At 68.1% G+C, this 24,616-nt stretch carries 23 protein-coding genes; 19 read left to right on the top strand and 4 right to left on the bottom strand.

All coding sequences use genetic code 11. The features are described from left to right. Positions 1–3: 3 nt before the first annotated feature. The gene (gene garD, locus AC3WR5_RS13885) at positions 4–1,557 is read right to left on the bottom strand and encodes a galactarate dehydratase (RefSeq protein WP_231011132.1); all 1,554 of its coding nucleotides are present in this window, start codon (positions 1,555–1,557) and stop codon (positions 4–6) included. Positions 1,558–1,845: 288 nt separating this feature from the next. Between garD and AC3WR5_RS13880 the strand changes: the two genes are divergently transcribed. Then, on the top strand, positions 1,846–2,595 hold the full coding sequence (locus tag AC3WR5_RS13880; protein WP_141291901.1) for a FadR/GntR family transcriptional regulator: 750 nt from the start codon (positions 1,846–1,848) through the stop codon (positions 2,593–2,595). Positions 2,596–2,601: 6 nt separating this feature from the next. Here the strand turns inward: AC3WR5_RS13880 and AC3WR5_RS13875 are convergent, their stop codons facing one another. Continuing rightward, positions 2,602–3,276, bottom strand: a complete 675-nt coding sequence (locus AC3WR5_RS13875) for a TetR/AcrR family transcriptional regulator (RefSeq protein WP_492485245.1) — start codon at positions 3,274–3,276, stop codon at positions 2,602–2,604. Positions 3,277–3,357: 81 nt separating this feature from the next. On the opposite strand from AC3WR5_RS13875, the gene AC3WR5_RS13870 reads away from it, so the two are divergent. The 17 genes from AC3WR5_RS13870 (at position 3,358) to AC3WR5_RS13790 (ending at position 22,032) form a co-directional block, all read left to right on the top strand. Next, on the top strand, positions 3,358–3,984 hold the full coding sequence (locus tag AC3WR5_RS13870) for a hypothetical protein (RefSeq protein ID WP_492485243.1): 627 nt from the start codon (positions 3,358–3,360) through the stop codon (positions 3,982–3,984). Positions 3,985–4,010: 26 nt separating this feature from the next. Continuing rightward, a complete protein-coding gene (locus AC3WR5_RS13865) occupies positions 4,011–4,673 on the top strand; it encodes an alpha-ketoglutarate-dependent dioxygenase AlkB (protein ID WP_492485242.1) in 663 nt (220 codons plus the stop codon). 254 nt (positions 4,674–4,927) lie between these two features. Then, complete coding sequence (gene kdgD, locus AC3WR5_RS13860; protein ID WP_141288747.1) at positions 4,928–5,839, top strand: 5-dehydro-4-deoxyglucarate dehydratase; 912 nt, start codon at positions 4,928–4,930, stop codon at positions 5,837–5,839. Positions 5,840–5,945: 106 nt separating this feature from the next. Continuing rightward, entirely contained in the window at positions 5,946–6,422 is a 477-nt protein-coding gene (locus AC3WR5_RS13855; protein ID WP_141288746.1) for a nuclear transport factor 2 family protein, read from the top strand. Positions 6,423–6,454: 32 nt separating this feature from the next. Further along, entirely contained in the window at positions 6,455–7,789 is a 1,335-nt protein-coding gene (gudD, locus tag AC3WR5_RS13850) for a glucarate dehydratase (RefSeq protein ID WP_141288745.1), read from the top strand. Between the two features lie 52 nt (positions 7,790–7,841). Then, positions 7,842–8,828 carry a Bug family tripartite tricarboxylate transporter substrate binding protein gene (locus AC3WR5_RS13845; protein ID WP_141288744.1) on the top strand — a complete coding sequence of 329 codons (987 nt, stop codon included), beginning with the start codon at positions 7,842–7,844 and terminating at the stop codon, positions 8,826–8,828. 5 nt (positions 8,829–8,833) lie between these two features. After that, on the top strand, positions 8,834–10,108 hold the full coding sequence (locus AC3WR5_RS13840; protein WP_492485238.1) for an alpha-hydroxy acid oxidase: 1,275 nt from the start codon (positions 8,834–8,836) through the stop codon (positions 10,106–10,108). Then, positions 10,105–11,073: a Bug family tripartite tricarboxylate transporter substrate binding protein gene (locus AC3WR5_RS13835; RefSeq protein WP_492485236.1), complete on the top strand. Its 969-nt coding sequence runs from the start codon at positions 10,105–10,107 to the stop codon at positions 11,071–11,073. The genes AC3WR5_RS13840 and AC3WR5_RS13835 overlap by 4 nt, the downstream gene beginning before the upstream one ends. A gap of 47 nt (positions 11,074–11,120) precedes the next feature. After that, positions 11,121–12,134, top strand: a complete 1,014-nt coding sequence (locus tag AC3WR5_RS13830; RefSeq protein WP_492485234.1) for a Bug family tripartite tricarboxylate transporter substrate binding protein — start codon at positions 11,121–11,123, stop codon at positions 12,132–12,134. Between the two features lie 20 nt (positions 12,135–12,154). Beyond that, positions 12,155–13,111 (top strand): 2-hydroxyacid dehydrogenase, encoded by a 957-nt coding sequence (locus AC3WR5_RS13825; RefSeq protein WP_492485232.1) that lies wholly within the window; start codon positions 12,155–12,157, stop codon positions 13,109–13,111. 56 nt (positions 13,112–13,167) lie between these two features. Then, entirely contained in the window at positions 13,168–14,607 is a 1,440-nt protein-coding gene (locus AC3WR5_RS13820; RefSeq protein WP_492485230.1) for an aldehyde dehydrogenase family protein, read from the top strand. 347 nt (positions 14,608–14,954) lie between these two features. Then, on the top strand, positions 14,955–15,383 hold the full coding sequence (locus tag AC3WR5_RS13815) for a post-PEP-CTERM-1 domain-containing protein (RefSeq protein WP_492485228.1): 429 nt from the start codon (positions 14,955–14,957) through the stop codon (positions 15,381–15,383). Continuing rightward, complete coding sequence (locus tag AC3WR5_RS13810; RefSeq protein WP_492485226.1) at positions 15,380–16,831, top strand: PA domain-containing protein; 1,452 nt, start codon at positions 15,380–15,382, stop codon at positions 16,829–16,831. The genes AC3WR5_RS13815 and AC3WR5_RS13810 overlap by 4 nt, the downstream gene beginning before the upstream one ends. 421 nt (positions 16,832–17,252) lie before the next feature. Further along, positions 17,253–17,963 carry a gluconate 2-dehydrogenase subunit 3 family protein gene (locus AC3WR5_RS13805; RefSeq protein ID WP_141287676.1) on the top strand — a complete coding sequence of 237 codons (711 nt, stop codon included), beginning with the start codon at positions 17,253–17,255 and terminating at the stop codon, positions 17,961–17,963. Positions 17,964–18,035: 72 nt separating this feature from the next. Next, a complete protein-coding gene (locus tag AC3WR5_RS13800) occupies positions 18,036–19,808 on the top strand; it encodes a GMC family oxidoreductase (protein WP_492485224.1) in 1,773 nt (590 codons plus the stop codon). Further along, positions 19,805–21,085 (top strand): c-type cytochrome, encoded by a 1,281-nt coding sequence (locus AC3WR5_RS13795; protein WP_492485222.1) that lies wholly within the window; start codon positions 19,805–19,807, stop codon positions 21,083–21,085. Before AC3WR5_RS13800 ends, AC3WR5_RS13795 begins: the two co-directional genes overlap by 4 nt. Before the next feature lie 149 nt (positions 21,086–21,234). Then, entirely contained in the window at positions 21,235–22,032 is a 798-nt protein-coding gene (locus AC3WR5_RS13790) for an NPP1 family protein (RefSeq protein WP_492485220.1), read from the top strand. 18 nt (positions 22,033–22,050) lie between these two features. On the opposite strand, the gene AC3WR5_RS13785 is transcribed toward AC3WR5_RS13790, so the two are convergent. Together AC3WR5_RS13785 and AC3WR5_RS13780 are read right to left on the bottom strand one after the other, a co-directional pair. Continuing rightward, a complete protein-coding gene (locus tag AC3WR5_RS13785; RefSeq protein ID WP_492485218.1) occupies positions 22,051–22,503 on the bottom strand; it encodes a VOC family protein in 453 nt (150 codons plus the stop codon). Between the two features lie 68 nt (positions 22,504–22,571). Continuing rightward, positions 22,572–23,483 (bottom strand): winged helix-turn-helix domain-containing protein, encoded by a 912-nt coding sequence (locus AC3WR5_RS13780; protein ID WP_231011066.1) that lies wholly within the window; start codon positions 23,481–23,483, stop codon positions 22,572–22,574. Between the two features lie 411 nt (positions 23,484–23,894). On the opposite strand from AC3WR5_RS13780, the gene AC3WR5_RS13775 reads away from it, so the two are divergent. Further along, positions 23,895–24,578: a hypothetical protein gene (locus AC3WR5_RS13775; protein WP_141289514.1), complete on the top strand. Its 684-nt coding sequence runs from the start codon at positions 23,895–23,897 to the stop codon at positions 24,576–24,578. The last annotated feature ends 38 nt before the right edge of the window (positions 24,579–24,616 follow it).

The raw sequence follows: 24,616 nt of genomic DNA, 5'->3' as shown, positions 1-24,616 counted from the left end.
AACTCAGGTCACCGGCGCCGGATTGAACAGCACCAGCGAGTTGTGCAGCTTCCAGTGTTCAGCCCAGGTCTTCTTGCCGCTGGCCACGTCCAGCATCAGCTGGAACAGCGCCCAGCCGGCTTCCTCGATGGTCTGCTCGCCGTCGGCGATGCGGCCAGCGTTGACGTCCATGATGTCGTGCCAGCGGCGCGCCAGATCGCTACGGGTGGCGACCTTGATGACCGGGCATTCGGCCAGGCCGTAAGGCGTGCCGCGGCCGGTGGTGAAGATGTGCAGGTTCATGCCGGCGGCCAGCTGCAGCGTGCCGCAGATGAAGTCGCTGGCCGGCGTCGCGGCGAAGACCAGGCCGCGCTGGTCACGGCGCAGCTTCTCGCCGGGCGGCAGCACATGCGAGATGGCTGAGCTGCCGCTCTTGATGATGGAGCCCATCGCCTTTTCGGTGATGTTGGACAGGCCGCCGGCCTTGTTGCCCGGCGTGGTGTTGGCCGAACGGTCCACGCGGCCGCGGTCCAGGTAGCGGTCGTACCAGCCCAGTTCACGCTTGATCGCCTCGGCCACTTCGGGCGTGGCGGCGCGGCTGGTCAGCTGGTCCACCGCGTCACGCACCTCGGTGTTCTCGCTGAACATGATGGTGGCGCCGGCGCGCACCAGCAGGTCGGCCGCGAAGCCCACGGTCGGGTTGGCCGTCACACCGGAAAACGCATCGCTGCCGCCGCACTGCACGCCCACCACCAGCTCGCTGGCCGGCACGGTCTCGCGCTGGCGGGCGTTGAGTCGCGCCAGGTGCGGCTTGGCGCTCTGCACGATGTCGTCCAGCATGGACATCAGGCCCACATGCGCCTCGGCCTGCAGGCAGACCACGTCCAGCCCGGCTTCGCTGCCATCGTCGGCCGGCTGGATCGCGAAGCTGCCGGGCGGCAGCAGGCGCTCGGGCTGCAGCTTCTCGCAACCCAGGCTGACGACCATCACCTCGCCACCGAAATTCGGGTTCAGCGAGATGTGCTTCAGGGTGCGGATCGGGATGATCGCGTCCGGCGCGTCAATGGCCACGCCGCAGCCATAGGTGTGCTCCAAGCCGACCACGCCGTCCACGTTCGGGTACAGCGGCAGCAGTTCGCTGCGGATGCGCGCCACCGCCAGCGCCACCACACCGGCCACGCACTGCACGGTCGTCGTGATGGCCAGCAGGTTGCGCGTGCCGACCGAGCCGTCGGCATTGCGATAGCCCTGGAAGCTGTGGCCGACCAGCGGGTCCTGGTGCGGCGGCTTGACGGTGGCAATCGGCAGCGTGTCGTCCAGCTCGCGCGCGGCCGGCATCTTCAGCAGCCGCTCGTGCACCCAGCTGCCGGCCGGAATGTCCTTCACCGCGTAGCCGATGGGCACGTTGTAGCGCCGCACCACCGCGCCTTCGGCAATGTCCTCCAGCGCCACCTTGTGACCCTGTGGCACCTTCTCGCGCAGCGCCAGGCCGGCGCCGGGCAGGCCGGGCGGCAGCTCGGTGCCGGCAGGCAGGCCGCCGTCGTTGGCGACGATGGCGACGTTGTCGGCCGGGTGCATGCTGAGCGTCAGCGGCGGCCTGGCGGTCAGCGAGGCGATGGAAGGGGCAGCCACGGGGGCTGCGGTCGGGGCGGCGGCGTTGGTCAAGGCAAACTCGCTCAGGTCAGGAACTGAAAAGCTGGCTCTGGCGCTGTTGCGCTGCGGGTCTTTGCTGACTTGCGCAGGCATCACAGCCCGGAGATGATAGTTGTATGTCGTCGTACAACATAACCAGGAACGGCACTTTAGCGCGTTGAAGCCAGCGCCCGACCTGGGATTCCACCGATCCGACGAGGGACAATACCCCGCATGCAGCCTGTTGCACCGAATTCCACGCTTCCCGCCCGCCGGCGGCCCCGCACCCTTGCCCTGGAGCTGGTTGACTCCCTGGGCGACCGCATCCGGGATGGCCGGTTGGCACCCGGTGACAAGCTGCCGACCGAAGCGGCCATCATGGCCGAATTCGAGGTCAGCCGCACCGTCGTGCGCGAGGCCATCTCCAAGCTGCAGGCGGCCGGCATGGTCGAGACGCGGCACGGCATCGGCACCTTCGTGATCGGTTTTTCCGAGGGCACCGGCTTTCGCATCTCGCCAGAGCAGTTCAGTACGCTGAACGACGTGATCGCGGTGCTGGAGCTGCGCATCGGCCTCGAGACCGAAGCCGCCGCGCTGGCCGCCGTGCGACGCAGCCCCACCAACCTGCAGGCCATGCGCCAGGCACTCGACGCGGTGACCCAGGCGGTGGCCAACGGTGGCGATGCGATTGCACCGGACTTCCAGTTCCACCTGGAAATCGCCCGTGCCACGCAGAACCATCACTTCGCCGACCTGATGCAGACGCTGGGCAGCATGATCATCCCGCGCGCCCGCCTGCAGCCGACCACCGCGCTCAGCGACGCCCTGACCGAAGAGCGCAGCCTCTACCTGCGGCGCGTCAACGGCGAACACGAAAGCATCTTCGACGCCATCGCCAGCCAGGACCCTGACGCCGCCCGCGCCGCGATGCGCACCCACCTGGCCAACAGCCGCGAACGCCGCCGCCGCGCGCAGCAGGGCTGAGCTGCCTCAAGCCGCTGGCGCGCCGCTTGCACCTGCCGCCATCAGCTTGACCAGCAGCGCCAGCGTCGCCTCGGTGGCCGCCGCTTCGCCGCCGGGCTTCACACCCCATTGCGGCAGGTGCCCGTCCAGCTGCATGCGCGCCAGGCCATAGACGGTCGCGCGCGACAGCAGCGCCAGCGCCGCCGCGTCGTGTGCCAAGCTCACTTCACCCACCGCCTGCGCTTCGTGCAGCGTCTGCTCGGTCAGCGCGCGCACCGCCTGCATGCTGGCCTGCAGCCCAGCTGAGCCGGCGAGGTCAATCTGGTCCCGTGCCGAGACGATGCGGAAATGCGCCTCGTGCGCCCTGGCCCACTGCAGGTAGCCGCGACCCAGCGCACGCAGCCGCGCCAGCGGTGTCTTGTCCCGCGGGCGAATGGCCTTGCGCACCTCGATCTGCAACCGCGCGCTGGCCTCCTCGGCCATCGCCGTCATCAGCGCCCGCCGGTTCGGGAAATGCCGGAACGGCGCGCCGGGCGACACGCCCAGCTGCCGCGCCGCCTCGCGCACGCTCACGCCTTCCGGCCCGCGCTGCTGCGCCAGCACCAGCGCAGCCTCCAGCAAGGCCTGGCGCAGGTTGCCGTGGTGGTAGGCACGCGCTGCGGGCGCGGCGTGGGAAGCAGAAGCCTTGGCTGGCTTGACCATGTAAGCACCTTGTGTGGCGCCTGGACCGGCGCCTGGGCCGAAATGTAATCTCCGATCACATTGAAGTCACCGGCCACCCCCATGCACACTCGCCCCCTGCCCGACCCGACCCGCGCCAGGCTGCTCGAAGGGCCACGCCTGCTGGCCTGCCTGTCGCTGGCGCTGCTGCTGATGGCGGCGACTCCCTTGCTGGTGCTGCCGGACCTGGTGCCTGCGCTGCGCCTGGCCATTCGCCTGACCGCGCGCAGCTCGTGGCTGTTGTTTCTCCTGGTCTTCACCGCCTCGGCCGCCGCCCGCCACTGGCCCGGCGCCCTGACCCGCTGGCAGCTGCGCAACCGCCGCCACCTGGGCCTGGCCTTCGCGGTTTCGCACACCGTCCACCTGGCCGCCATCCTCGGCTTCGCCAACCTCGATCCCGCCGGCTTCCACCAGGCCAGCAGCCTGGGCAACCAGATCACCGGTGGCATTGCCTACGGCTTCATCGCGCTGATGGCGCTGAGCTCGTCCGACACGGTTGCCGCCTGGCTCGGCCGCAAGACCTGGGGCCGGCTGCACACGGCCGGCATCTACTACCTGTGGATCAGCTTCATGGTGACCTTCGGCAAGCGCATCCCGACGTCTGCCAGCTACGCCGTGCCAGTCGTCATCCTGCTGCTGGCGCTCGCCTTCCGGCTCTGGCCCCAGCGCAAGACCAGGCTCACGTCATGAGCCAGCCACGGGCCTAGACTTCGGCGATGCACCAGCCATCGCTGTTCGAACCCGCCGAGATGCTGCCTTCGCGGCTCCCGCCGGGTTTGAGCTACCAGCCTGAGTTCCTCACCGAAGCCGAAGAGGCCGGGTTGATCGAATTGATCCGCAGCCTGCCGCTGGCCGCCGCGAAGTACAAGCAATACACCGCCCGCCGCCGCGTCGTCAGCTACGGCGGCAGCTACGACTACGACGCCAACCGCCTGCTGCCCGCCGCCCCGCTTGTCGACGAACTCAAGCCGCTGCGCGAGCGCGTCGCCGCCTGGGCCGGCGTGGCGCCGGAAGACCTGGTGCATGCGCTGGTTGCCGAATACGCACCGGGCACACCACTGGGTTGGCACCGCGACGTGCCGAACTTCGAGCACGTCTTCGGCGTCTCGCTGGGCAGCGAGGCCCTACTGCGCTTCCGGCCGCATCCACCGGAGACGGCCAGGCGCGAAGACGTGTTGCGCGTGCCGGTGGCGCCGCGGTCGATCTACGCGATGCGTGGGCCGGCGCGATGGGACTGGCAGCACAGCGTGGCGCCGGTGGCGGAACTGCGCTGGTCGGTCACGTTTCGCACACGGCGGGACCACCACCAAGGACCAAGGTCGCGAGCAAACAAATGGGGTCAGCAAACAAATGGGGTCAGAGTCAATTTATCTCACTGAAGATCGAGCGATAGCCATCCCCATCTCCAGATAAATTGACTCTGACCCCATTTGTTTGAACGACGGTGGGACTGATCGTTGCTGGTGGCCTCGGTGCGGAACCCAAACAAGCCACTGCCGCGTCAGTGGAATCACCAAGTCTCAATCGGCTTTGGTGTTGTACGATGACTGACAACACCTCGAAGCCAGGCCCTTGTTCGCTGTTCTGCCTGGCTGTTCTGTTCACTTCCAGTCCTTCGCTGCCAGGAGCCCTCATGTCCCCCCAAGAACTCAAAGCCGTCTTGCAATCCGGCCTGCTCTCGTTCCCGCTGACCGATTTCGACAGCGAGCTGAACTTCGCGCCCAAGGCCTATGCCGACCGGCTGGAATGGCTGCAGCCCTACGGCGCCTCGGCGCTGTTCGCGGCCGGCGGCACCGGTGAGATCTTCTCGCTGGAGCCGGTCGAGTTCAGCGCGGTGATGAAGGTGGCGCTGGAGACCTGCAAGGGCCGCACGCCCATCATCGCTGGCGCCGGTGGCGGCACCCGCCTGGCCATCCAGTACGCGCAAGAGGCCGAGCGCCTGGGCGCGCAAGGCATCCTGCTGATGCCGCCTTACCTGACCGAAACCAGCCAGGAGGGCCTGATTGCCCACGTGCAGGCGGTCTGCAAGAGCGTGAAGTTCGGTGTCATCGTCTACAACCGCGCCAACTGCCGCCTGACGCCCGCCAGCCTGCAAGTGCTGGCCGACACCTGCCCGAACCTGATCGGCTTCAAGGACGGCGTGGGCGACATCGAGAAGTTCGTCTCGGTGCGCCAGACCCTGGGCGAGCGCTTCGCCTACCTGGGTGGCCTGCCCACGGCCGAGCTGTTCGCCGGCGCCTACAAGGCCATGGGTTGCCCGGTGTATTCGTCGGCAGTCTTCAACTTCATTCCGAAGACGGCGATGGACTTCTACAACGCCCATGCCGCGAACGACACCGAGACCTGCGACCGCCTGATCCGCGACTTCTTCATCCCCTACATCGCGATCCGCAACAAGGGCGAAGGCTATGCGGTCTCGATCGTGAAGGCCGGCGCCACCATCATCGGCCACAGCGCCGGCCCGGTGCGCCCGCCCATCTCCGACCTGAAGCAGGCCGAGTACGACGAACTGGCCGCGCTGATGGCCAAGCTCGGCCCGCAGTAAGGCGCCAAGTTCCCCCGGGCGGCCCCGCGCCGCCTCCCATGCCATCGCCCCAACGGCCGCAGAGCCGGGGCGCGGCATGTTCCATGATCCCGACAGGAGACACCTGATGAAACTGATCCAACGCTCGCGCCGCGCTGCGCTTTCCGCACTGCTGACGCTTGCCGCCACGCTGCCCCTTGTCACCTTGCCGGAGGCCGCCATGGCGCAAAGCGATGAAGCCCGTGCCGTCGGCGCAGCCGTCGAAAAGCTGCGCACGCTGATGGTCGACCCCGACCGCGCCGCGCTCGAAGCCATCGTCGCCGACAACCTGACCTACGGCCATTCCGGCGGCAAGGTCGACACCAAGGCCAGCTTCATCAAGGACTTGCTGGAAGGCAATTCAGACTTCGTCAGCATCAGCCTGACCGAGCAGCAGGTCACCGTGACCGGCGACGTGGCCACCGTGCGCCATGTGCTGCAGGCCGCCACCAACGACGCCGGCAAAGGCCCGGGCACCGTGAAGCTGCATGTGCTGAGCGTGTGGACCCGCCAGGCCGGCGCGTGGACGCTGCTGGCCCGCCAGGCCGTTCGCCTCCCGACCTGAGCCGCACAGCGGCCTCAACCGAGCTTCTTCCCATGACCTCCTCTGCCACGCCCACCGTCCAGCAAGTGCGTGTCGTGCCCGTTGCGGGCCGCGACAGCATGCTGCTGAACCTGTCCGGCGCCCACGCGCCGTTCTTCACCCGCAACCTGCTGATCCTGACCGACAGCGCCGGCCGCACCGGCGTGGCCGAGGTGCCTGGCGGCGAGCCGATCCGCCAGACGCTGGAAGACGCCCGCGGCCTGCTGGTCGGCGCCAAGGTGGGCGACTGGCAGCGCGTGCTGAATGCGGTGCGCACCCAGTTCGCCGACCGCGACGCCGGTGGCCGCGGCCTGCAGACCTTCGACCTGCGCACCACCATCCACGCGGTCACCGCGGTGGAAACCGCGCTGCTGGACCTGCTGGGCCAGCACCTGGAAGTGCCCGTTTGCGCGCTGCTCGGTGAAGGCCAGCAGCGCGCCAGCGTGCCGATGCTGGGCTACCTCTTCTACGTGGGTGACCGCAGGAAGACCGACCTGCCTTACGACACCCAGCCGGACCAGGCCGACGACTGGCTGCGCCTGCGCCATGAAGAGGCGATGACGCCCGAAGCCATCGTCAAGCTGGCCGAAGCCTCGCAGGCGCGCTACGGTTTCCAGGACTTCAAGCTCAAGGGTGGCGTACTCAGCGGCGAGCAGGAAGTCGAAGCCATCAAGGCACTGAAGGCCCGCTTCCCCAAGGCCCGCATCACGCTGGACCCGAACGGCGGCTGGCTGCTGAAGGACGCGATCCGCCTGATGCGCGACATGCACGGCGTGCTGGCTTATGCCGAAGATCCGTGCGGGGCCGAAGCCGGCTTTTCCGGCCGCGAGGTGATGGCCGAATTCCGCCGCGCCACCGGCCTGCCCACGGCCACCAACATGGTCGCCACCGACTGGCGCCAGATGGTGCATTCGCTCTCACTCCAGTCGGTGGACATTCCCCTGGCCGACCCGCATTTCTGGACGCTGCAAGGCGCCGTGCGCGTCGGCCAGACCTGCCGCGATTTCGGCCTGACCTGGGGCTCGCATTCGAACAACCACTTCGACGTTTCGCTGGCCATGTTCACCCATGCCGCGGCCGCGGTGCCCGGCCGCGTCACCGCGATCGACACGCACTGGATCTGGCAGGAAGGCCAGGAGCTGACGAAGAACCCGTTGCAGATCGTCGGCGGCGAAGTCGCCGTGCCGACCGCGCCCGGCCTGGGCGTGACGCTGGACATGGCCGCCGTCGAAGCGGCGCACCAGCTCTACCTGCAGCACGGACTGGGCAGCCGCGACGACGCGACCGCGATGCAGTACCTGATCCCTGGCTGGAAGTTCGACAACAAGCGACCCTGCCTGGTGCGCTGAAGCGCGCGCCTTGAGCCTGGTTCCAAACCATCCCAAACGGAGACATCACCCCATGAACACGACTCGCCGTTCCGTGCTGGCCTCGGCCGCATCATTGGCTGCATTCGGCAGCGCTTTCCCGCTGCGCGCACTCGCCGCGGACGCCTACCCGTCCAAGCCCATCACCTACACCGTGGCCTTCCCGCCCGGCGGCACCTCGGACATCCTGGCCCGGCTGATCGCCGACAAGCTGGGCCCGGCCCTGAAGGGCACGGTCATCGTCGAGAACAAGGCAGGCGCCGGTGGCAGCGTGGGCTCGGAAATCGTCTCGCATGCGGCGCCGGACGGCTACACGCTGCTGGGCGGCACCATCAGCTCGCACGCGATCAACGTCAGCCTGTACCCCAAGCTCGGCTATGACCCGGTCAAGTCCTTTGTGCCGGTGACGCTGATCGGCACCAACCCGCTGGTGCTGCTGGTCAAGGCCGACAGCCCGTACAAGACCGCCAAGGACCTGGCCGCTGCCGCGAAGAGCAAGCCGCTGACGGCCGCTTCCGCCGGCAACGGCACCTCGCAGCACCTGGCGCTGGAGCTGTTCAAGTACAAGCTGGGCCTGAAGGACGTTGTGCACGTGCCGTACAAGGGCAGCGGCCCTGCGCTGCAGGACACGCTGGCCGGCCAGGTCGACATGATGTTCGACACCACGGTGGCCGCGGCGCAGTTCATCGAGTCCGGCAAGCTGCGCGCGCTGGCCGTCACCTCGGCCAAGCGCGTCAGCAGCCTGCCCGACGTGCCGACGATTGCCGAGACGGTGCTGCCTGGCTTCGAGGTCGTCTCGTGGCAGGCCATCTTCGCACCCGCCGGCACGCCCAAGCCGCTGGTGGACCGACTCAACAGCGAGATCGGCAAGATCCTGGCGACCGCCGACATGCAGGAGCGCCTGACCAAGCTGGGCATGCTGTCGCAGCCCATGACGTCCGACCAGATCCAGGCGTTCCAGAAGGCCGAAGTCACCAAGTGGGCCGAGGTCATCAAGGCGGCCAACATCAAGGTCGACTGAGCGCCATGACGGCTGCCGCCACCGTGCCTGCCAACGCTGCGCCTGCCCACGCGGACACGCCGCGCTCGCAGCGCGCGGCACGGCAGCAGCAGCGGCTGGCCCGGCGCTTCCTATCGCTGGATGACTTCGAGCCCGCCGCACAGCGCCGGCTGCCGCGCCCACTGTTCGGCTACGTGGCCGGCGCCACCGAAACCAACGCCTCGCTGCACGGCAACCGAGAGGCCTTTGCGCAGTGGCAGTTCGTGCCGCGGGTGCTGGTCAACGTGTCCGCGCGCGAACAGTCGGTCGAGCTGTTCGGCCGGCGCTACGAAGCGCCGTTCGGCATCGCGCCCATGGGCATCAGCGCGCTGACGGCCTACCGCGGCGACATCGTGCAGGCCCGCGCTGCCGCGCAAGCCGGCGTGCCGATGGTGCTCAGCAGCTCGGCGCTGATCCGCATGGAAGACGTGCTGGCCGAAGCGCCCGGCACCTGGTTCCAGGCCTACCTGGCGCGCGACCTCAACGCCGGCCTGGCGCTGGTGGACCGCGTGGCCAAGGCGGGCGTGGACGTGCTGGTCATCACCGTGGACTCGGCCGTGGTGCCCAACCGCGAGAACAACGCGCGCAACGGCTTCAAGACCCCGCTGCGGCCGGACCTGCGCCTCTTGTGGGACGGCCTCACCCATCCGCGCTGGGCGCTGGGCACCTTCCTGCGCACGCTGGTCATGCATGGCATGCCGCATTTCGAGAACGTCGAGGCTGGCCGCGGCGCGCCGCTGGTGGCCAAGGACGTGACGCGCGACTTTTCCGGCCGCGAGCACCTGGACTGGGACGCACTGAAGCTGATGCGCCAGCGCTGGCGCGGTGCGCTGGTGCTCAAGGGCATCTGCCACCCGCAAGACGCCCGCCGCGCCCGCGAGCTTGGCGCCGACGGCGTGATCGTCTCCAACCACGGCGGCCGCCAGCTGGACGGCACCGTCTCGCCGCTGCGCGTGTTGCCCGCGGTGGCCGAAGCGGCCGGCAGCATGACGGTGATGGCCGACAGCGGTTTTCGGCGCGGCACCGACGTGCTGAAGGCGCTGGCGCTGGGCGCCAAAAGCGTCTTCATCGGCCGGCCGATGAACCATGCCGCCGCGATTGGCGGCGAGGCCGGCGTGGCCCATGCCATTGCGCTGCTGAAAAGCGAGATCCGCGCCGACATGGGCCTGCTGGGCGTCAACCATCTGGCCGAGATCGGCCCCGAACTGTTGAGCCGGCGTCAAGACCGGTGCTTGTGGACAATACCGGAGACTCTTGGATGAAACGACTTCTCACCGCGCTGGCCTGTGTGGCCGCGCTCACCGCCTCGGCCGCGGCCAGCGCCCAGGCCTTCCCGGTCCGGCCGGTCACGCTGGTCGTGCCCTTCCCGCCCGGCGGCGGCACCGACACCACCGCCCGCCTGATCGCGCAGAAGCTCAGCGTGAAATGGGGCCAGCAGATGGTGGTCGAAAACAAGGGTGGCGCAGCCGGGCAGATCGGCGCGGACTCGGTCGCCAAGGCCAAGCCCGACGGCTACACGCTGCTGATGGGCAACCTCGGCACCCAGGCCATCAACCCTTCGCTCTACGCCAAGCTGCCCTACAACGCCGACACAGCGTTCGCCCCCATCGCGCTGGTGGCCGACCTGCCGCTGGTGATGCTGGTCAACCCCGGCGTGCCGGCGAAGACGGCGAAGGAATTCGTCGCGCTGGCGCGCAGCAAGCCCGGCCAGCTGACCTTCAGCAGCTCGGGCGCCGGCGGCGCGCCGCACCTGGCCGGCGAAATCTTCAAGGCGACCACCGAAACCTTCATCGTGCACGTGCCCTACCGCGGCGGCGGCCCTGCCACCAGCGACCTGATCGCCGGCCACGTGCAGCTCTCGTTTGTCACCGCACTGGAAGCCAGCAGCTTCATCAAGACCGGCAAGCTGCGCGCGCTGGGCGTGAGCAGCCCCAAGCGGCTGAGCAACCTGCCCGATGTGCCCACGCTGGCCGAAGCCGGCGTGCCCGGCGTCAACGTCAGCAGCTGGGTCGGCATGCTGGCGCCGGCCGGCACGCCCAGGGACATCGTCGACAAGGTCGCCAGCGACCTGCGCGAAGTGCTGGCCTCCGATGACGTCAAGACCCGCATCACCGAGCTGGGCGGCCTGCCCGCCGGCAACACGCCCGCCCAGTTCACCAAGCTGATCGACGACGACCGCAAGCGCTACGCCGTGGTGATCCGTGATCGCAAGATCACCGTCGATTGATTTCCGTCCGCACAAGACGACCGCACCAGACGACCGCAAGGATTCACATGACCCGTTCCGTTCGCACCGAAAACCGCCTGTCCCGCCGCCAACTGCTGGCCGCTACCGGCCTGGGCGCCCTCGCGCTGGGCACGCTGCTGGCCCCGCAGCATGCCGCCGCGGCCGACGCCGCCTGGCCCAGCAAGCCGATCCGCCTGATCGTGCCGTACCCGCCCGGCGGCTCGTCGGACATCATTGCCCGCGCCATCAGCGTGCAGCTGGGCACTGCGCTCAAGCAGACCGTCATCGTCGACAACCGGCCCGGCGCCAGCGGCAACATGGGCGCCGACTTCGTCGCCAAGGCCAACGACGGCCACACGCTGCTGCTGTGCGACGTGGGCGCGCTGGCCATTGCGCCCTCGGTCTACACCAAGCTGGGCTTCGACCCGAGCAAGGACCTGCGTGGCGTGACCATGCTGGCCTACTCGCCGCACATGCTGGTGGTGCACCCCTCGGTGCCGGCCAACAACCTGCAGGAGCTGGTCGCGCTGTCCAAGACTAAGGAGCTGAACTTCGCCGTGACGGCGCTGGGCAGCGCGCCGCACCTGGCCGCCGTGGCGGTGCAGCAGGCCACCGGCGCCAAGTGGACCTACATCCCGTACAAGGGTGGCTCGCAATCCGTCGCCGACACCATTGCCGGCCAGACCGACCTGACCATGAACGGCATGCTGGCCACGCTGCCGCATGTGCAGTCCGGCAAGCTGAAGGTGCTGGCCCTCTCCAAGGGCACGCGCATGCCGCTGCTGGCCAACGTGCCCACGCTGGCCGAACAAGGCATGAAGGGCTTCGAGTCCGGCACCTGGCAAGGCGTGCTGATGCCGGTGGGCACGCCGCCGGCCGTCATCGCCAAGGTCAACGCAGTGCTGACCGGGATCATCCGCTCGCCCGAGGTGCGCGAGCGCCTGGTCTCGCAGGGCGCCGAGGTGCGCACGATGTCGCCAACCGAGTTCAGCAGCTTCTTCGAGACCGAGCGCAAGCGCTGGGCCGAGGTGGTCGTCAAGGGCAATGTCAAGCTCGACTGATTGATCGATTGAGGAACCTGATGACCACACCCCGCCTGCTGCTGGTCGGCAACCTGGTGCCCGTGCTGAACCGCGCGCTGGCCGAAAGCTTCGCCATCCATCGCCTGGTCGAGGAGGCCGACCCGGCCGCCTTCCTGGCCGCGCACGGCGGCGAGTTCGAGATCGCCGTCACCTCGGCCGCGGTCGGCATGAACGAGGCCCAGCTCGCCGCATTGACCAACCTGAAGCTGATCTCCAGCTTCGGCGTGGGCCTGGACAAGGTGCCGGTGGCCGCGGCGCAGGCACGCGGCATCAGCGTGGGCTACACGCCCGACGTGCTGAACGACTGCGTGGCCGACACTGCGCTGGCCCTGCTGCTGGACGTGGCCCGCCGCGTCTCCGAGGCCGATCGCTTCGTGCGCGCCGGCGGCTGGGCCAAGGGCGGGCTCAACAGCTTCGGCCTGTCGCGCAAGGTCAGCGGCGCCAAGCTCGGCGTGCTGGGCATGGGCCGCATCGGCCAGGCCATCGCCCGCCGCGGCGCGGGTTTCGACATGCAGGTGCGCTACCACACGCGCCGGCCGGTCGAAGGCCTGCCGTGGGCCCACGAGCCCTCGCTGCTGGAGCTTGCGCGCTGGTGCGACTACCTGGTCGTCATCACCGCAGGCGGCCCGTCCACCCAGCACCTGGTCAACGCCGAGGCGCTGAACGCGCTGGGCCCGCGCGGCTTTGTCATCAACGTTGCCCGCGGCTCGGTGATCGACGAAGACGCACTCGTCACCGCGCTGCAGGACAAGCGCATTGCCGGCGCCGGGCTGGACGTGTTCGCCAACGAGCCGCAGGTGCCCGAGGCCTTGCTGAAGCTGGACAACGTGGTGCTGCTGCCGCACATCGCCAGCGCGACCGAAGAAACCCGGCAGGCCATGGCGCAGCGTGTGCTCGACAACATCGCGGCCTTCCAGGCCGGCAAGCCGCTGGTCAGCGAAGCGCCGCGGGCCTGATGGTTTTCGCTGCCTCCGATTCCACCCATCCCAAACACTCCACGAGGTCTCACACCATGAAACTCAACCTGATTGCCGGCGCCTGGACCGAAGGCGTGCGCGCCTACCAGAACATCAACCCGTCGGACACCCGCGACACGATTGGCGACTACACGGTGGCCAGCCGCGCGCAGGCCGAAGAAGCCGTGGCCGCCGCTGCGGCCGCGTTCCCGGCCTGGAGCCTCAGCACGCCGCAGCAGCGCTTTGACGCTCTGGACTTCATCGGCAGCGAGATCATTGCCCGCAAGGCCGAGCTGGGCGACCTGCTGGCGCGCGAAGAAGGCAAGACCCTGCCCGAAGCCGTCGGCGAAGTCGCGCGTGCCGGCGCCATCTTCAAGTTCTTTGCCGGCGAGGCCCTGCGCCCGGGCGGCGAAATGATGCCTTCGGTGCGCCCTGGCGTCGGCGTGGAGATCACCCGCGAGCCGCTGGGCGTGATCGGCCTGATCACGCCTTGGAACTTCCCCATCGCGATTCCCGCCTGGAAGATCGCCCCGGCGCTGGCCTATGGCAACTGCGTGGTCTTCAAGCCGGCCGAAGTCGTGCCGGGCTCGGCCTGGGCCTTGTCGGACATCATCAGCCGCTCGGGCATTCCGGCCGGCGTGTTCAACCTGGTGATGGGCCGCGGCAGCGAAGTCGGTGCCGTGCTGCTGGAAGACCCGCGCATTGCCGGCATCAGCTTCACCGGCTCGGTGCCCACCGGCCAGAAGGTGGCCCAGGCCTGCGTGAGCCGCGGCGCCAAGTTCCAGCTGGAAATGGGCGGCAAGAACCCGTTCGTGGTGTTGGACGATGCGGACCTGAACGTGGCCGTGGGCGCCGCGATCAACTCCGGCTTCTTCTCCACCGGCCAGCGCTGCACCGCCTCGTCGCGCCTGATCGTCACCGAAGGCATCCATGACCGCTTCGTCGAAGCCATGGTCGCCAAGCTGAAGACGCTGAAGGTGGGCGACGCCCGCACCGCCGGCACCGACATCGGCCCGGTGGTGGACGACCGCCAACTCGCGCAAGACCTGGAATACGTGGGCATTGCCCAGTCCGAAGGTGCCAAGCTGGCCTGGGGCGGCGCGGCCATGCCGACCAACGCCGAAGGCGCGCCGGGCTACTACATGCAGCCGGCCCTGTTCACCGAAACCGCCGCGGCCATGCGCATCAACACCGAGGAAGTCTTCGGCCCGGTCGTCAGCGTGATCCGCGCCAAGGGCTACGACGAAGCCCTGCACCTGGCCAACGACACGCCCTTCGGCCTGGCCAGCGGCATCGCCACCACCAGCCTGAAGCACGCCACGCACTTCAAGCGCCACGCGCAAGCCGGCATGGTGATGGTCAACCTGCCGACCGCGGGTGTGGATTACCACGTGCCCTTCGGCGGCCGCAAGAGCAGCAGCTACGGCCCGCGCGAGCAAGGCCGCTACGCGGCGGAGTTCTACACCGTCGTCAAGACGGCCTACACGCAGGCCTGAGCACCAGCATCGAGTTTGGGATGCATGGCTGTACGCGCCATGTTTTCAAAGGGTGGCCCTGGCCACCCTTTTTTTGGCTTGAATATGGAATCGGTTCCATATCCAAGCCGCAGCAGCCTCGCCAAACCCCCTAGCTCGCATATGGGATCGGTTCCATACTGCACGGAGTTGGGCATTCCCCTCCCCGATTTCGCTCATCTTTCGCCATTTGTGCACCTATGAGGTTCATTTCCTTGTGGACAACGCTATCCCCCCAAACTTGAAGGCAGGTTTCTGAGGGTTAACGATTGATTACAGGGTAATCCGAAAATAGACTCAACTTTCGTTTCTTCCCTGGAGTCCCTTTCATGTCCTCCTTATTCACCATGTCGATCTGGACGCTGATCAGCGCGTCCGTGATCAGCGTCGGCCTGGGCACATCCGCCCATGCCGACAGCGACATTCCCGCGGCGCCCGCGTCCGCGTCGTCCACCGACGGCCTGCGCGTCAGCATCGACCCCGTCACCAAGCGCATCCGCCCGCTGACGCCCTCCGAGGCCGACGCGCTGGGCGCCGCTGCCGCCAGCGCCGCCAAGGCACCGCGCGCCGAAACCGTGCTGCAAGGCATCGTGTCCCGCACCACCGGTGCGCGCGGCATCGTCATGGGCCCGGAGCACATGTCGTATTCGCGCGCGGCCATCGGCGCCAACGGCAAGCTGGCGACCGACTGCGTCGACGGCGACGAAGCCGCCGATGTGCACGAACACCCGGTCCACACCGAAGGGAGCCTGAAATGAGCGGCATTCGCATGCACGGCCGCAGCCTGGTGGCCCTGGCTGCCTCCCTGGCCGCCTTCACGGCCTGGGGCGCCACGATCGAGATCCTGAACACCGACTCGCCCGGCGTCGGCTTCAATGACAAGACCGCCGTCGCGCCTGTGGGCGGCAACGAAGGCAGCACGCTCGGCGAACAGCGCATGAACGTGTACAAGAAGGTCGCCTCCGTCTGGGGCAAGCAGCTGCCGGCGGGCCCGGTGATCCAGATCTCGGCCAACTGGCCGGCGCTGGACTGCAACGCGTCGCAGGCCGTGCTCGGCCAGGCGGGCGCCGTGACCTCCTGGCACGACTTCCCGAACGCGCCCAAGACCGGCACCTGGTACCCAGCGGCCCTGGCCAACACCCTGGCCCAGGTCGACCTGGACGACGGCGCCAAGCCCGAGATCAGTTCCAGCTTCAACGTCAACCTGGGCAAGGCCAACTGCCTGGAAGGCACGCCCTGGTACCTGGGCCTGGACGGCAATGCGCCGGCCGGCAGCATCGACTTCGCCGTCGTGCTGACCCACGAGGTGGGCCACGGCCTGGGCTTCGCCACGCCGACCAACGGCAGCACCGGCCTGCAACCCCGCGACACCGACGGCACGCGCTACCCCACCGTGTGGGAAAGCATGATGTTCGACAACACCGCCGGCAAGACCTGGCTGGAGATGAGCGCTGCCGAGCGCCGCGCGTCGGCCATCAACCCGCGCGGGCTGGTGTGGACCGGTGCGAACGTCGTCGCGGACATGCCTTCGGTGCTCAAGAAGGGCACGCCGATGCTGACGGTCAAGTCCAAGCAGTTCCCGGACGTGGCCGGCGTCTACCAGGTCGGCCCGGCCGCGTTTGGCCCGCCGCTGAGCAGCACGGTGCTCAAGGGCGGCATGGCGCGTGTCATCGACCAGGCAGACGGCGTGATCGGCCTGGCCTGCGACCCGCTGAGCTCGGCCAATGCTGCGCTGGTGGCCGGCAGGGTGGCACTGCTGGACCGCGGCACCTGCAACTTCTCCGTCAAGGTGAAGAACGCGCAGGACGCAGGCGCCATCGGCGTGATCGTCGTCAACAACGTGGCCGGCGGCCCGCCCACCGGCCTGCCGGGCAGCGATGACACGGTGGTCATTCCTTCGGTCATGATCACCCAGGCCGACGGCGCCACGCTGAAGACCGCGCTGACCGGCAGCGTGCTGGCCACCGACAAGATCACCGCGGTGCTGGGCATCGACAAGACCCGCTACGCCGGTGCCGACGCGGCTGGCCGGGTCATGCTGTTCACGCCCAACCCGTTCCAGGGCGGTTCGTCCGTCTCGCACTGGGACACCTCGGCCACCCGCAACCTGCTGATGGAGCCGGCGATCAACGACGACCTGCCGACCTTCAAGGTCTCGGCCCCGAAGGACCTCACGCTGGAACTGCTGAAGGACATCGGCTGGTAAGCCGACCAGGCTGACGCCGCACAGGCCCGGTGGGTTCGCTCACCGGGCCTTTTTCATGCCGGGCGCCTCGCGATGCATCACCCAAGTCATCGTACAACATGGCCGAAAATGCACACACCAAACCCAGTGGGCCTGGTCTGAAGCCCTCCCGATGGATGCCTCAGAAGCCTCTCGCATGGCCGATTGACAGCAGCATCGGCAGCCGAAACCGGTTCACATTTACCTATGAAAATTACCCTTTTCCCAGGCCGTTGGCGGCGACCTGGCGAATCACCGAAGCCTGACAACTTTGCTCAGGGTTAAGTGGAAACCCTGAGTCATTTCGGCGAGAGAGTTATCGTACAACTCGCCGAACAACAGGGTTCGGCTGGCGAGCCAGCACACCGGCAGCGCGCCGGCTGGACTCGCCTCATCGCCGCCCATGTCCACCCCATTCAAGCCCACCCGCCGGACCGTGTTGATGGCCTCGGCTGCTGCAGTGCCCGTCGCCGCCATCCCGCTGTACGGCGCCCGAGCCGAAGGCCTGGAAGCCACCTCGCTGAGCCAGTACAAGCCGGTCTTCTTCTCCGCTGCCGAGTGGCAGTTCATCCTGGCCGCCTGTGACCGGCTGATCCCGGCCGAGGGCAAGGGCCCAGGCGCGATCGAGACCAACGTGCCGGTCTTCATCGACCAGCAGTTGCAGACCGGCCTGGGGGCTGACATCTACCTGCAGGGGCCGTACAAGAACGATGCGGTCGCCACGCTGGGCTTCCAGCTGCCATACGCGCCGCAGGACGTCTACCGCATCGGCATCAAGCTGGCCCAGCAGCACAGCCAGGCTCAGCACGGCAAGCCCTTCGAGCAACTGGACGCCAAGGCGCGCGACGCGCTGCTCACCGCGCTGCAGAAAAACGGCGTGGACTTTGCCGCGCTCGGCGAGCCGGTGCTGAAGGCCTCGCAGTTCTTCGGCCAGCTGCTGGACGACACCAAGAACGGCTACCTGGCGGACCCGATGTACGGCGGCAACAAGGACATGTTGGCCTGGGTCGCCATTGGCTTCCCCGGCGCGCGCGGTCAGTACGTCGAATGGGTGGACCAGCACAACGTGCCCTACCCGCTGGGCCCCGTGAGCGTCAGCGGCAAGCGCGCCTGACCCGCCTTCCGCCGCCCGCCTTCATCGTCATTCCCAGGCAGCGCCCGCAGGCTGCCACATACCCCTATCCCCATGCCCCAAATCACCAACGACGAAGTCGACGTCGTCATCGTCGGCCTTGGCTGGGCCGGCTCGCTCATGGCCATCGAACTCGCGAAGGAAGGCCTGAAGGTCCGCGCGCTGGAGCGCGGCCCGGATCGCCCGCCCGAGGACTTTGCCTATCCCAAGCCGGCCGACCAGTACGCCTACGCCACGCGCAACAAGGTCTTCGCCACGCCGCGCGATGCCGCGCTGACGGTGCGCTACGACGCCACGCAGACGGCGCTGCCCACGCGCAAGTGGGGCGCCTTCGCGCCCGGCACCGGCGTGGGTGGCTCGGGCCTGCACTGGACGGGCGTGCTGATCCGCCCCACGCCCACCGACCTGAAGCTCAAGACCTATGCCGACCAGGCCTACAAGCGTGGCAGCCTGGACCCGGAAATGCGCATCAAGGACTTCCCGTTCACGTGGGAAGAAATCGAGCCGCACTACGACTTCTTCGACAAGGTCTGCGGCCTGTCCGGCACCACCGGCAACCTGAAGGGCCAGGTCCAGCCAGGCGGCGACCCCTTCGAGGGCCCGCGCTCCAACCCCTATCCACTGCCGGCGCTGCAGGACACGCTGAACTGCTCGATGTTCGCCGAGACGGCGCGCGGCATGGGCTACCACCCCTTCCCCAACCCCTCGGCCAATGTCTCGCAGCCCTGGACCAACCCCTATGGCGCGCAGATCGCGCCTTGCAACTACTGCGGCTACTGCAGCAAGTACCCCTGCCTGAACGCCTCCAAGGCCTCCCCGCAGACGGCCGTGCTGGACGTGCTCAAGCGCCTGCCCAACTTCGACTACCGGGTCAACGCCAACGTCATCCGCGTGGACCTGCACGAGGACAAGAAGACCGCGCGTGGCGTGACCTACATCGACGAGCAAAAGCGCGAGGTCTTCCAGCCGGCGAAGATCGTCATCCTCGCCAGCTTCCAGTTCGCCAACGTGCGGCTGATGCTGCTCTCGGGCATCGGCAAGCCCTACGACCCGGTCAGCGAGACCGGCACCATCGGCCGCAACTACGCCTTCCTCAGCAACGGCAACGCCACGCTGTTCTTCAAGGACAAGCACTTCAATCCGTTTGCCACCGCCGGTGCCACCGGCGAGATGTTCAACGACATCTCGCCCGGCAACTTCGAGGACGGGCCGAAGCAGGGCTTCATCGGCGGCGCCAAGATCCACAGCTCGCAGTCCACCGGCGCGCCCATCGGCACCGCGCTGCCGCCCGGCACGCCCGGCTGGGGCAAGGGCTGGAAAGAAGCCATGATGGACTGGTATGGCCGCTCGATGACCATCGGCATCACGACCACCTGCATGTCCTACCGCGGCCACTTCCTGGACCTGGACCCGACCTACAAGGACCCCTGGGGCATGCCGCTGCTGCGCATGACCTTCGACTGGCGCCAGAACGAGCTGAAGCTGCAGCGCTACCTGCGCGAGATCGTGCTGAAGATCGCCAAGGAGATGAAGCCGGACGCGCTGTCCGAGAACTTCCTGGCACTGGATTCGCACTGGGACATCACCAAGTACGTCTCCACCCACAACGTAGGCGGCGCCATCATGGGCACCTCGCCCCGGGACTCGGCGCTGAACCGCTACCTGCAGTCCTGGGACGTGCACAACGTCTTCGTGCCGGGCGGCAACGCCTTCCCGCAGAACTTCCAGGCCAATCCGACGGCCACCATCGGCGCCATCACGCTGTTCGCCGCCGAGGCCATCAAGAAGCAGTACCTGAAGAACCCCGGGCCGCTGGTGCAGGCATGAGCATGAAGAACCAGAACACCTTCCTTCCGCGGCTCATCGGCGCGGCCGCGCTGTGCCTGGCGGCCCTGCAGGCTGCGCAGGCCGAAGTCGACCCGGCCCTGGTCAAGCGCGGCGAGTACCTGGCCCGCGTGGGCGACTGCGTGGCCTGCCACAGCGCGCCGGGCAAACCGGCCTTCAGCGGCGGCCTGGCGATCGACAGCGGCCACGGCGTCATCTACTCGACCAACATCACGCCCGACAAGCAGCACGGCATCGGCAACTACACCGAGCAGCAGTTTGCCGACGCCATGCGCAAGGGCCTGCGGGCCGACGGCACGCACCTCTACCCTGCGATGCCGTACCCGAACTACGCCAAGGTCTCCGACGCCGACACGCACGCCCTTTACGCCTACTTCATGAACGGCGTGAAGCCCAGCAGCGCGGTGCCGCCAGCCACCAACATGGCCTTCCCGTTCAACCTGCGCTGGGGCATGTCGCTGTGGAACTTCCTGTTCCTCTCCAGCAAGTCCTTCCAGCCGCAGCCGGACTGGAACGAGCAGGTCAAGCTCGGGGCCTACCTGGTCGAAGGCCTGGGTCATTGCAGCAGCTGCCACACGCCGCGCGGTTTCGCGATGAACGAGAAGGCCAGCGGCAGCGCGGACACCGCCTTCCTGGCCGGCGGCGAGCTCAACGGCTGGCCCACGCCCTCGCTGCGTGGCATGCCGCGCTGGAACAGCCAGGACATCGTCGACTACCTGCAGACCGGCCGCAACCGCAGCGCCGCCGTCGCCGGCGAGATGACCCAGGTCGTGCAGCACAGCACCGCCTACCTGCAGGACCCGGACCTGCAGGCCATCGCGGCTTACCTGAAGGCCCTGCCGCCGGGGCCGGACAAGGCCGCCGGCGTCACGCCGCAAGGCAAGGCCGAGACCATCCAGAAGCTCACCGCCGCGAAGGACCTGAGCCTGGGCGAGCGCCTGTACCTGGACAACTGCGCCGCCTGCCATTTCGTCACCGGCCAGGGCGCCACGCGCATCTTCCCGCAGCTGGACGGCGCCACCGTGATCAACGCCGAGAACCCGCACGGGCTGATCCAGGTGATCCTGGCCGGCGCCCGCACCCCGTCCACCGACAAAGCCCCATCGGTGCTGGTCATGCCCAGCTTCGCGCAGCGCCTGAGCGACAGCGAACTGGCCACCCTGGCCACCTTCCTGCGCCAGGGCTGGGGCAACCGGGCCAGCGCCGTCTCGGAACGCGAGGTGGCGGCCGTGCGTGCCAAGGGAGTCGCCGCGCGCTGATGTTCGCGGCGCAGGCGGTCCGGCACCGTCAACCAACCGTCACGTGAGTTTCAAACCGGCTCAGGACACTGGCTGGGCTCGACATCGCGTCGAGCCCGGCCGTGCCCGATGGCCGGTGCCCCCTCACATCCACCGTTGGGAGACTTTCCATGTCCACGAATCGCCCCTGGGCCGCGCTGTGCCTCGCCCCCTTGTTCGTGCTCGCGCAGGCCGCGCTGGCCGATGACTTCGCCAAGCTCGACGAAGCCCTGCCCAGCACCGAGAACGTGCTGGCCACCTACCCGGTGTTCGACTTCGACACCGACGGCTGCCTGCCCAGCGCCGGCATCAGCCGCGCTGGCGTGCAGAACGGTGGCCTCAAGCCCACCGGCAGCATCACCGGCAACTGCCGCTCCAGCAACTTCCTGGACAGCTCGAACACGCTGCACCGCCACGCCTGCCTCACCACCGGCGGCAACACCTACTGCGGCCACTTCTACGCGCTGTACTTCGAGAAGGACCAGACCACCGCACTCGGTGGCGGCCACCGCCACGACTGGGAACATGCGGCCGTCTGGACGACGAACGGCGTGGTCACCCACGGCGGCTACAGCGCCCACGGCGACCTCTACAACAAGCCGGTCGCCGAGATCGCGATGCAGGGCAACCATGTGAAGATCATTTATCACAAGGATGGCGGCCTGACCCATGCGATGCGCTTCGCCAGCGCCACCGAACCCGCCGAGAACCCCTACGGCCAGTTCGTCACGCCCACCATCACCAGCTGGTACGAACTGCACGGCGACGGCATCGACAACGCCACGATGCGCAGCAAGCTCAACAGCTTCGACTACGGCTCGGCCACCATCCCGCTGAAGGACAGCAACTTCCTCGGCAACCTCAACACCTACAAGCCGTCCGGCTACCCCACCTTCACGCAGGCCAGCGTGGACGCCGCCAAGCCCTGAGGCAAAGGGGCGCGTTGATCAGCTTGCAGCACTGACCAGCTCGCCGCCCCAGCTCGCAGGGTCCACGTCGCGCAAGGACTGGGAGAAGGTCCAGGCGTGGCCTGCGGGGTCGAGCGCCGAATACTGGCGCTCGCCATAGGGCTGGTCGGTGGGCTCACCAATGATGACGGCGCCTGCCGCGCGCGCGGCGGCGCAGTGCCGGTCGGCATCCCGCACCCGGACCATCACCGAGTGCCCGAAACCGGCCGGCGCCAGGTCCGGCCGCGCGGCCTGTGCCACGACGATCGCGCCATCACCCACCTGCAGTTGCACCCGGTGGCTGCCAATGCGCAAGCGCTCGGCGAACCCGAAAGCCTGGCACAGCCACTGCGCGGCGGCCGGGACGTCCGGGTAGAGCAGCACTGGCATCACCGCAGCGTCCGGCATGGACCGATTGGCCGGGCCGCTGGCAAACATGGCGCTTTCAGACATGGCGGACCTTTGTCGTTGAGGCCCACCATTGTGCTGAAACTGCCTGCGCGGCCCGCACGGCAGAAGGGCTAACGCGCGGCCTGCAGCAAGGTCTCGCTGTCCCGCTGCCGGGCCGGCGGCGGGGGGATGAACAGGTCCGCTGCGCTCAAGCGCCCGAGCGCGGGAACCGTGGCCGCTGCGGCCCCCTGCGAGCGCAGCGCCAGCACGCGCTGCTGCACCCGCGAGGCCTCGGCCTGGATGTCGGCATCGTCTTCCGGCAGGCGCGCCCGCAGCGCTTCGACCTCGCGCTGCGCCTCGTCCACCAGGCCGGCCTGGGCCATCGCGCCCAGCAGGCGCAGCTGCAGGGCATGCGTGATGCGGCGTTCGGCGTCTGCCGTGCGCTGGGCTTGCCTGGCCTCCCAGCCCAGCGCGCCGCAAAAGCCCAGGCCCATCAGCAGCAGCGCCAGGCCTGCGGACACCCGCCGCAGCTGCTCGCCCTGCCGCAGCGCATCGCGCCAGCGGGCCGCGCGCGGCGGGTTGTAGGGCCGGGCCGCGGCCGGCATGTCCTGCGGAACCTCCGGCGCCACGGCCACGGGTGCGTCCGTGTGCGGCGCCTCGGCGGGTTCTTCGGCCACAGACGGCCTGGCTTCTGCGACGGCCCCCTGGCGCTGCACCTCGGCCATCAGCCGGTAGCCCAGCTTGGGCACGGTGGAGATGCAGTTCACGCCGTCCGGCCCCAGCGCCTGGCGCAGCTTGCCCACCGCATTGGTGACGGCCTTGTCGACCACCGGCGTGCCGGGCCACAGCTCGGCCAGCAGGTCATCCCGGGTGACGACCTCGCCGGCACGGCGCAGCAGCATGCTGAGGATGCGCAGCGGCTTGGGCTCCAGGGCGACCGGTGCGCCGGCCACGCGCAAGCACCAGCGCACTTCATCGAACTCGACCTCGCCAAAGGTCCAGATGGACCCGGCGAGCGCTTGGGACAACCCAGCTTCTTGCATGAACACGATTCCTTGGAACGCACCGCGCTCCCGGGTTGGGAGCAATCGCTCCGCGCTGGCCAAAACCCGCTGGATGAGCGGGTCAGGCTGGCGCGGTGCATGGCCGGCGATGTGATGACACAGCGCAAAAACAATGCCTGACTGACGTCATACAACCGTCAACAGGCAAAGCTAGAAAAATTCAATAAGTCCGCCGAATTTCCACCCCGACACACCTTTTTACCGGGCAACCATGGCTTTTCCGTTGCCCTTTCATGGCGCAGCCGAGGCCCTGTTTCGGGGCACGCCACGCACACTGCGGCTCACTTCGGCGGGGCCGGTTGTTGTATGACCGACCCTTGCAGAAGCCGGCGCGCAACGGTCACAAGCCAGCACGACGGACCTCACTCCCCCTTATTCACAAGGTGTTCCATGAGACTCAAACAATGGGTTGCCCTGTCGCTGCTGGCCATCGCCACAAGCCATGTTGCAGCCGAAGCAATCGTCAAACAATCAGGCCCAGCCCGGACCCCGACCGCCGCGCCACCCGGGACCACCAAGATCTACAGCACGCTGAACACGGACGCGACCAACGTCTATGACTACGGCTGGGGCCCGGCCATCTTGGGGCCGCTGTGGCACATGCAGGGCGTGCCGGGCTCGCGCGGGCCGCAGCAGCATTTCGCGGTGCCGTTCAAGGCCAAGTCCAACATCAGCGTGACGCAGGTCATCGTGCCGCTCTCGCAGGACAGCGTCAAAGACGCCAGCACCCTGCTGATCTCGATCAACGCGGACGCCAAGGGCCTGCCCGGCGAAGCGATCTATACCTGGCAGGACATGCCGATCCAGAACACGCTGAACGCCGACAACACCGCGCGCCAGTGCTGCACCTATGTCGCCCCGAGCGCTGCAGCCGGCGAAGTGCCGCTGGTGGAAGGCAAGAAGTACTGGATCGTCGTCGCGACCACGCCCAAGAGCCGCATCACCGCGATGTGGTACTTCAACTCGCGCGGCCTGACCGGCACCGATGCCTACCTGGACGGCGGCGGCGTGTGGCAGAGCCAGAGCGAAGTGCTGCTGCCGGCCGTGGGCGTCTACGGCGTGCCGACCGAGTGAGCAAGCGCGTCTTCGCACTCGTCCCCGCCTTCACCCTC

The organism is Ideonella sp. FW305-24 (genome assembly GCF_058788035.1).
This window is presented reverse-complemented; position numbering and strand designations above follow the sequence as displayed.

Bases quoted from the DNA above. Each gene is read 5' to 3' on its own strand.
- garD (WP_231011132.1), bottom strand. From the start codon at position 1,557: ATGCACCCGGCCGACAACGTCGCCATCGTCGCCAACGACGGCGGCCTG.
- AC3WR5_RS13880 (WP_141291901.1), top strand. From the start codon at position 1,846: ATGCAGCCTGTTGCACCGAATTCCACGCTTCCCGCCCGCCGGCGGCCC.
- AC3WR5_RS13875 (WP_492485245.1), bottom strand. From the start codon at position 3,276: ATGGTCAAGCCAGCCAAGGCTTCTGCTTCCCACGCCGCGCCCGCAGCG.
- AC3WR5_RS13870 (WP_492485243.1), top strand. From the start codon at position 3,358: ATGCACACTCGCCCCCTGCCCGACCCGACCCGCGCCAGGCTGCTCGAA.
- AC3WR5_RS13865 (WP_492485242.1), top strand. From the start codon at position 4,011: ATGCACCAGCCATCGCTGTTCGAACCCGCCGAGATGCTGCCTTCGCGG.
- kdgD (WP_141288747.1), top strand. From the start codon at position 4,928: ATGTCCCCCCAAGAACTCAAAGCCGTCTTGCAATCCGGCCTGCTCTCG.
- AC3WR5_RS13855 (WP_141288746.1), top strand. From the start codon at position 5,946: ATGAAACTGATCCAACGCTCGCGCCGCGCTGCGCTTTCCGCACTGCTG.
- gudD (WP_141288745.1), top strand. From the start codon at position 6,455: ATGACCTCCTCTGCCACGCCCACCGTCCAGCAAGTGCGTGTCGTGCCC.
- AC3WR5_RS13845 (WP_141288744.1), top strand. From the start codon at position 7,842: ATGAACACGACTCGCCGTTCCGTGCTGGCCTCGGCCGCATCATTGGCT.
- AC3WR5_RS13840 (WP_492485238.1), top strand. From the start codon at position 8,834: ATGACGGCTGCCGCCACCGTGCCTGCCAACGCTGCGCCTGCCCACGCG.
- AC3WR5_RS13835 (WP_492485236.1), top strand. From the start codon at position 10,105: ATGAAACGACTTCTCACCGCGCTGGCCTGTGTGGCCGCGCTCACCGCC.
- AC3WR5_RS13830 (WP_492485234.1), top strand. From the start codon at position 11,121: ATGACCCGTTCCGTTCGCACCGAAAACCGCCTGTCCCGCCGCCAACTG.
- AC3WR5_RS13825 (WP_492485232.1), top strand. From the start codon at position 12,155: ATGACCACACCCCGCCTGCTGCTGGTCGGCAACCTGGTGCCCGTGCTG.
- AC3WR5_RS13820 (WP_492485230.1), top strand. From the start codon at position 13,168: ATGAAACTCAACCTGATTGCCGGCGCCTGGACCGAAGGCGTGCGCGCC.
- AC3WR5_RS13815 (WP_492485228.1), top strand. From the start codon at position 14,955: ATGTCCTCCTTATTCACCATGTCGATCTGGACGCTGATCAGCGCGTCC.
- AC3WR5_RS13810 (WP_492485226.1), top strand. From the start codon at position 15,380: ATGAGCGGCATTCGCATGCACGGCCGCAGCCTGGTGGCCCTGGCTGCC.
- AC3WR5_RS13805 (WP_141287676.1), top strand. From the start codon at position 17,253: ATGTCCACCCCATTCAAGCCCACCCGCCGGACCGTGTTGATGGCCTCG.
- AC3WR5_RS13800 (WP_492485224.1), top strand. From the start codon at position 18,036: ATGCCCCAAATCACCAACGACGAAGTCGACGTCGTCATCGTCGGCCTT.
- AC3WR5_RS13795 (WP_492485222.1), top strand. From the start codon at position 19,805: ATGAGCATGAAGAACCAGAACACCTTCCTTCCGCGGCTCATCGGCGCG.
- AC3WR5_RS13790 (WP_492485220.1), top strand. From the start codon at position 21,235: ATGTCCACGAATCGCCCCTGGGCCGCGCTGTGCCTCGCCCCCTTGTTC.
- AC3WR5_RS13785 (WP_492485218.1), bottom strand. From the start codon at position 22,503: ATGTCTGAAAGCGCCATGTTTGCCAGCGGCCCGGCCAATCGGTCCATG.
- AC3WR5_RS13780 (WP_231011066.1), bottom strand. From the start codon at position 23,483: ATGCAAGAAGCTGGGTTGTCCCAAGCGCTCGCCGGGTCCATCTGGACC.
- AC3WR5_RS13775 (WP_141289514.1), top strand. From the start codon at position 23,895: ATGAGACTCAAACAATGGGTTGCCCTGTCGCTGCTGGCCATCGCCACA.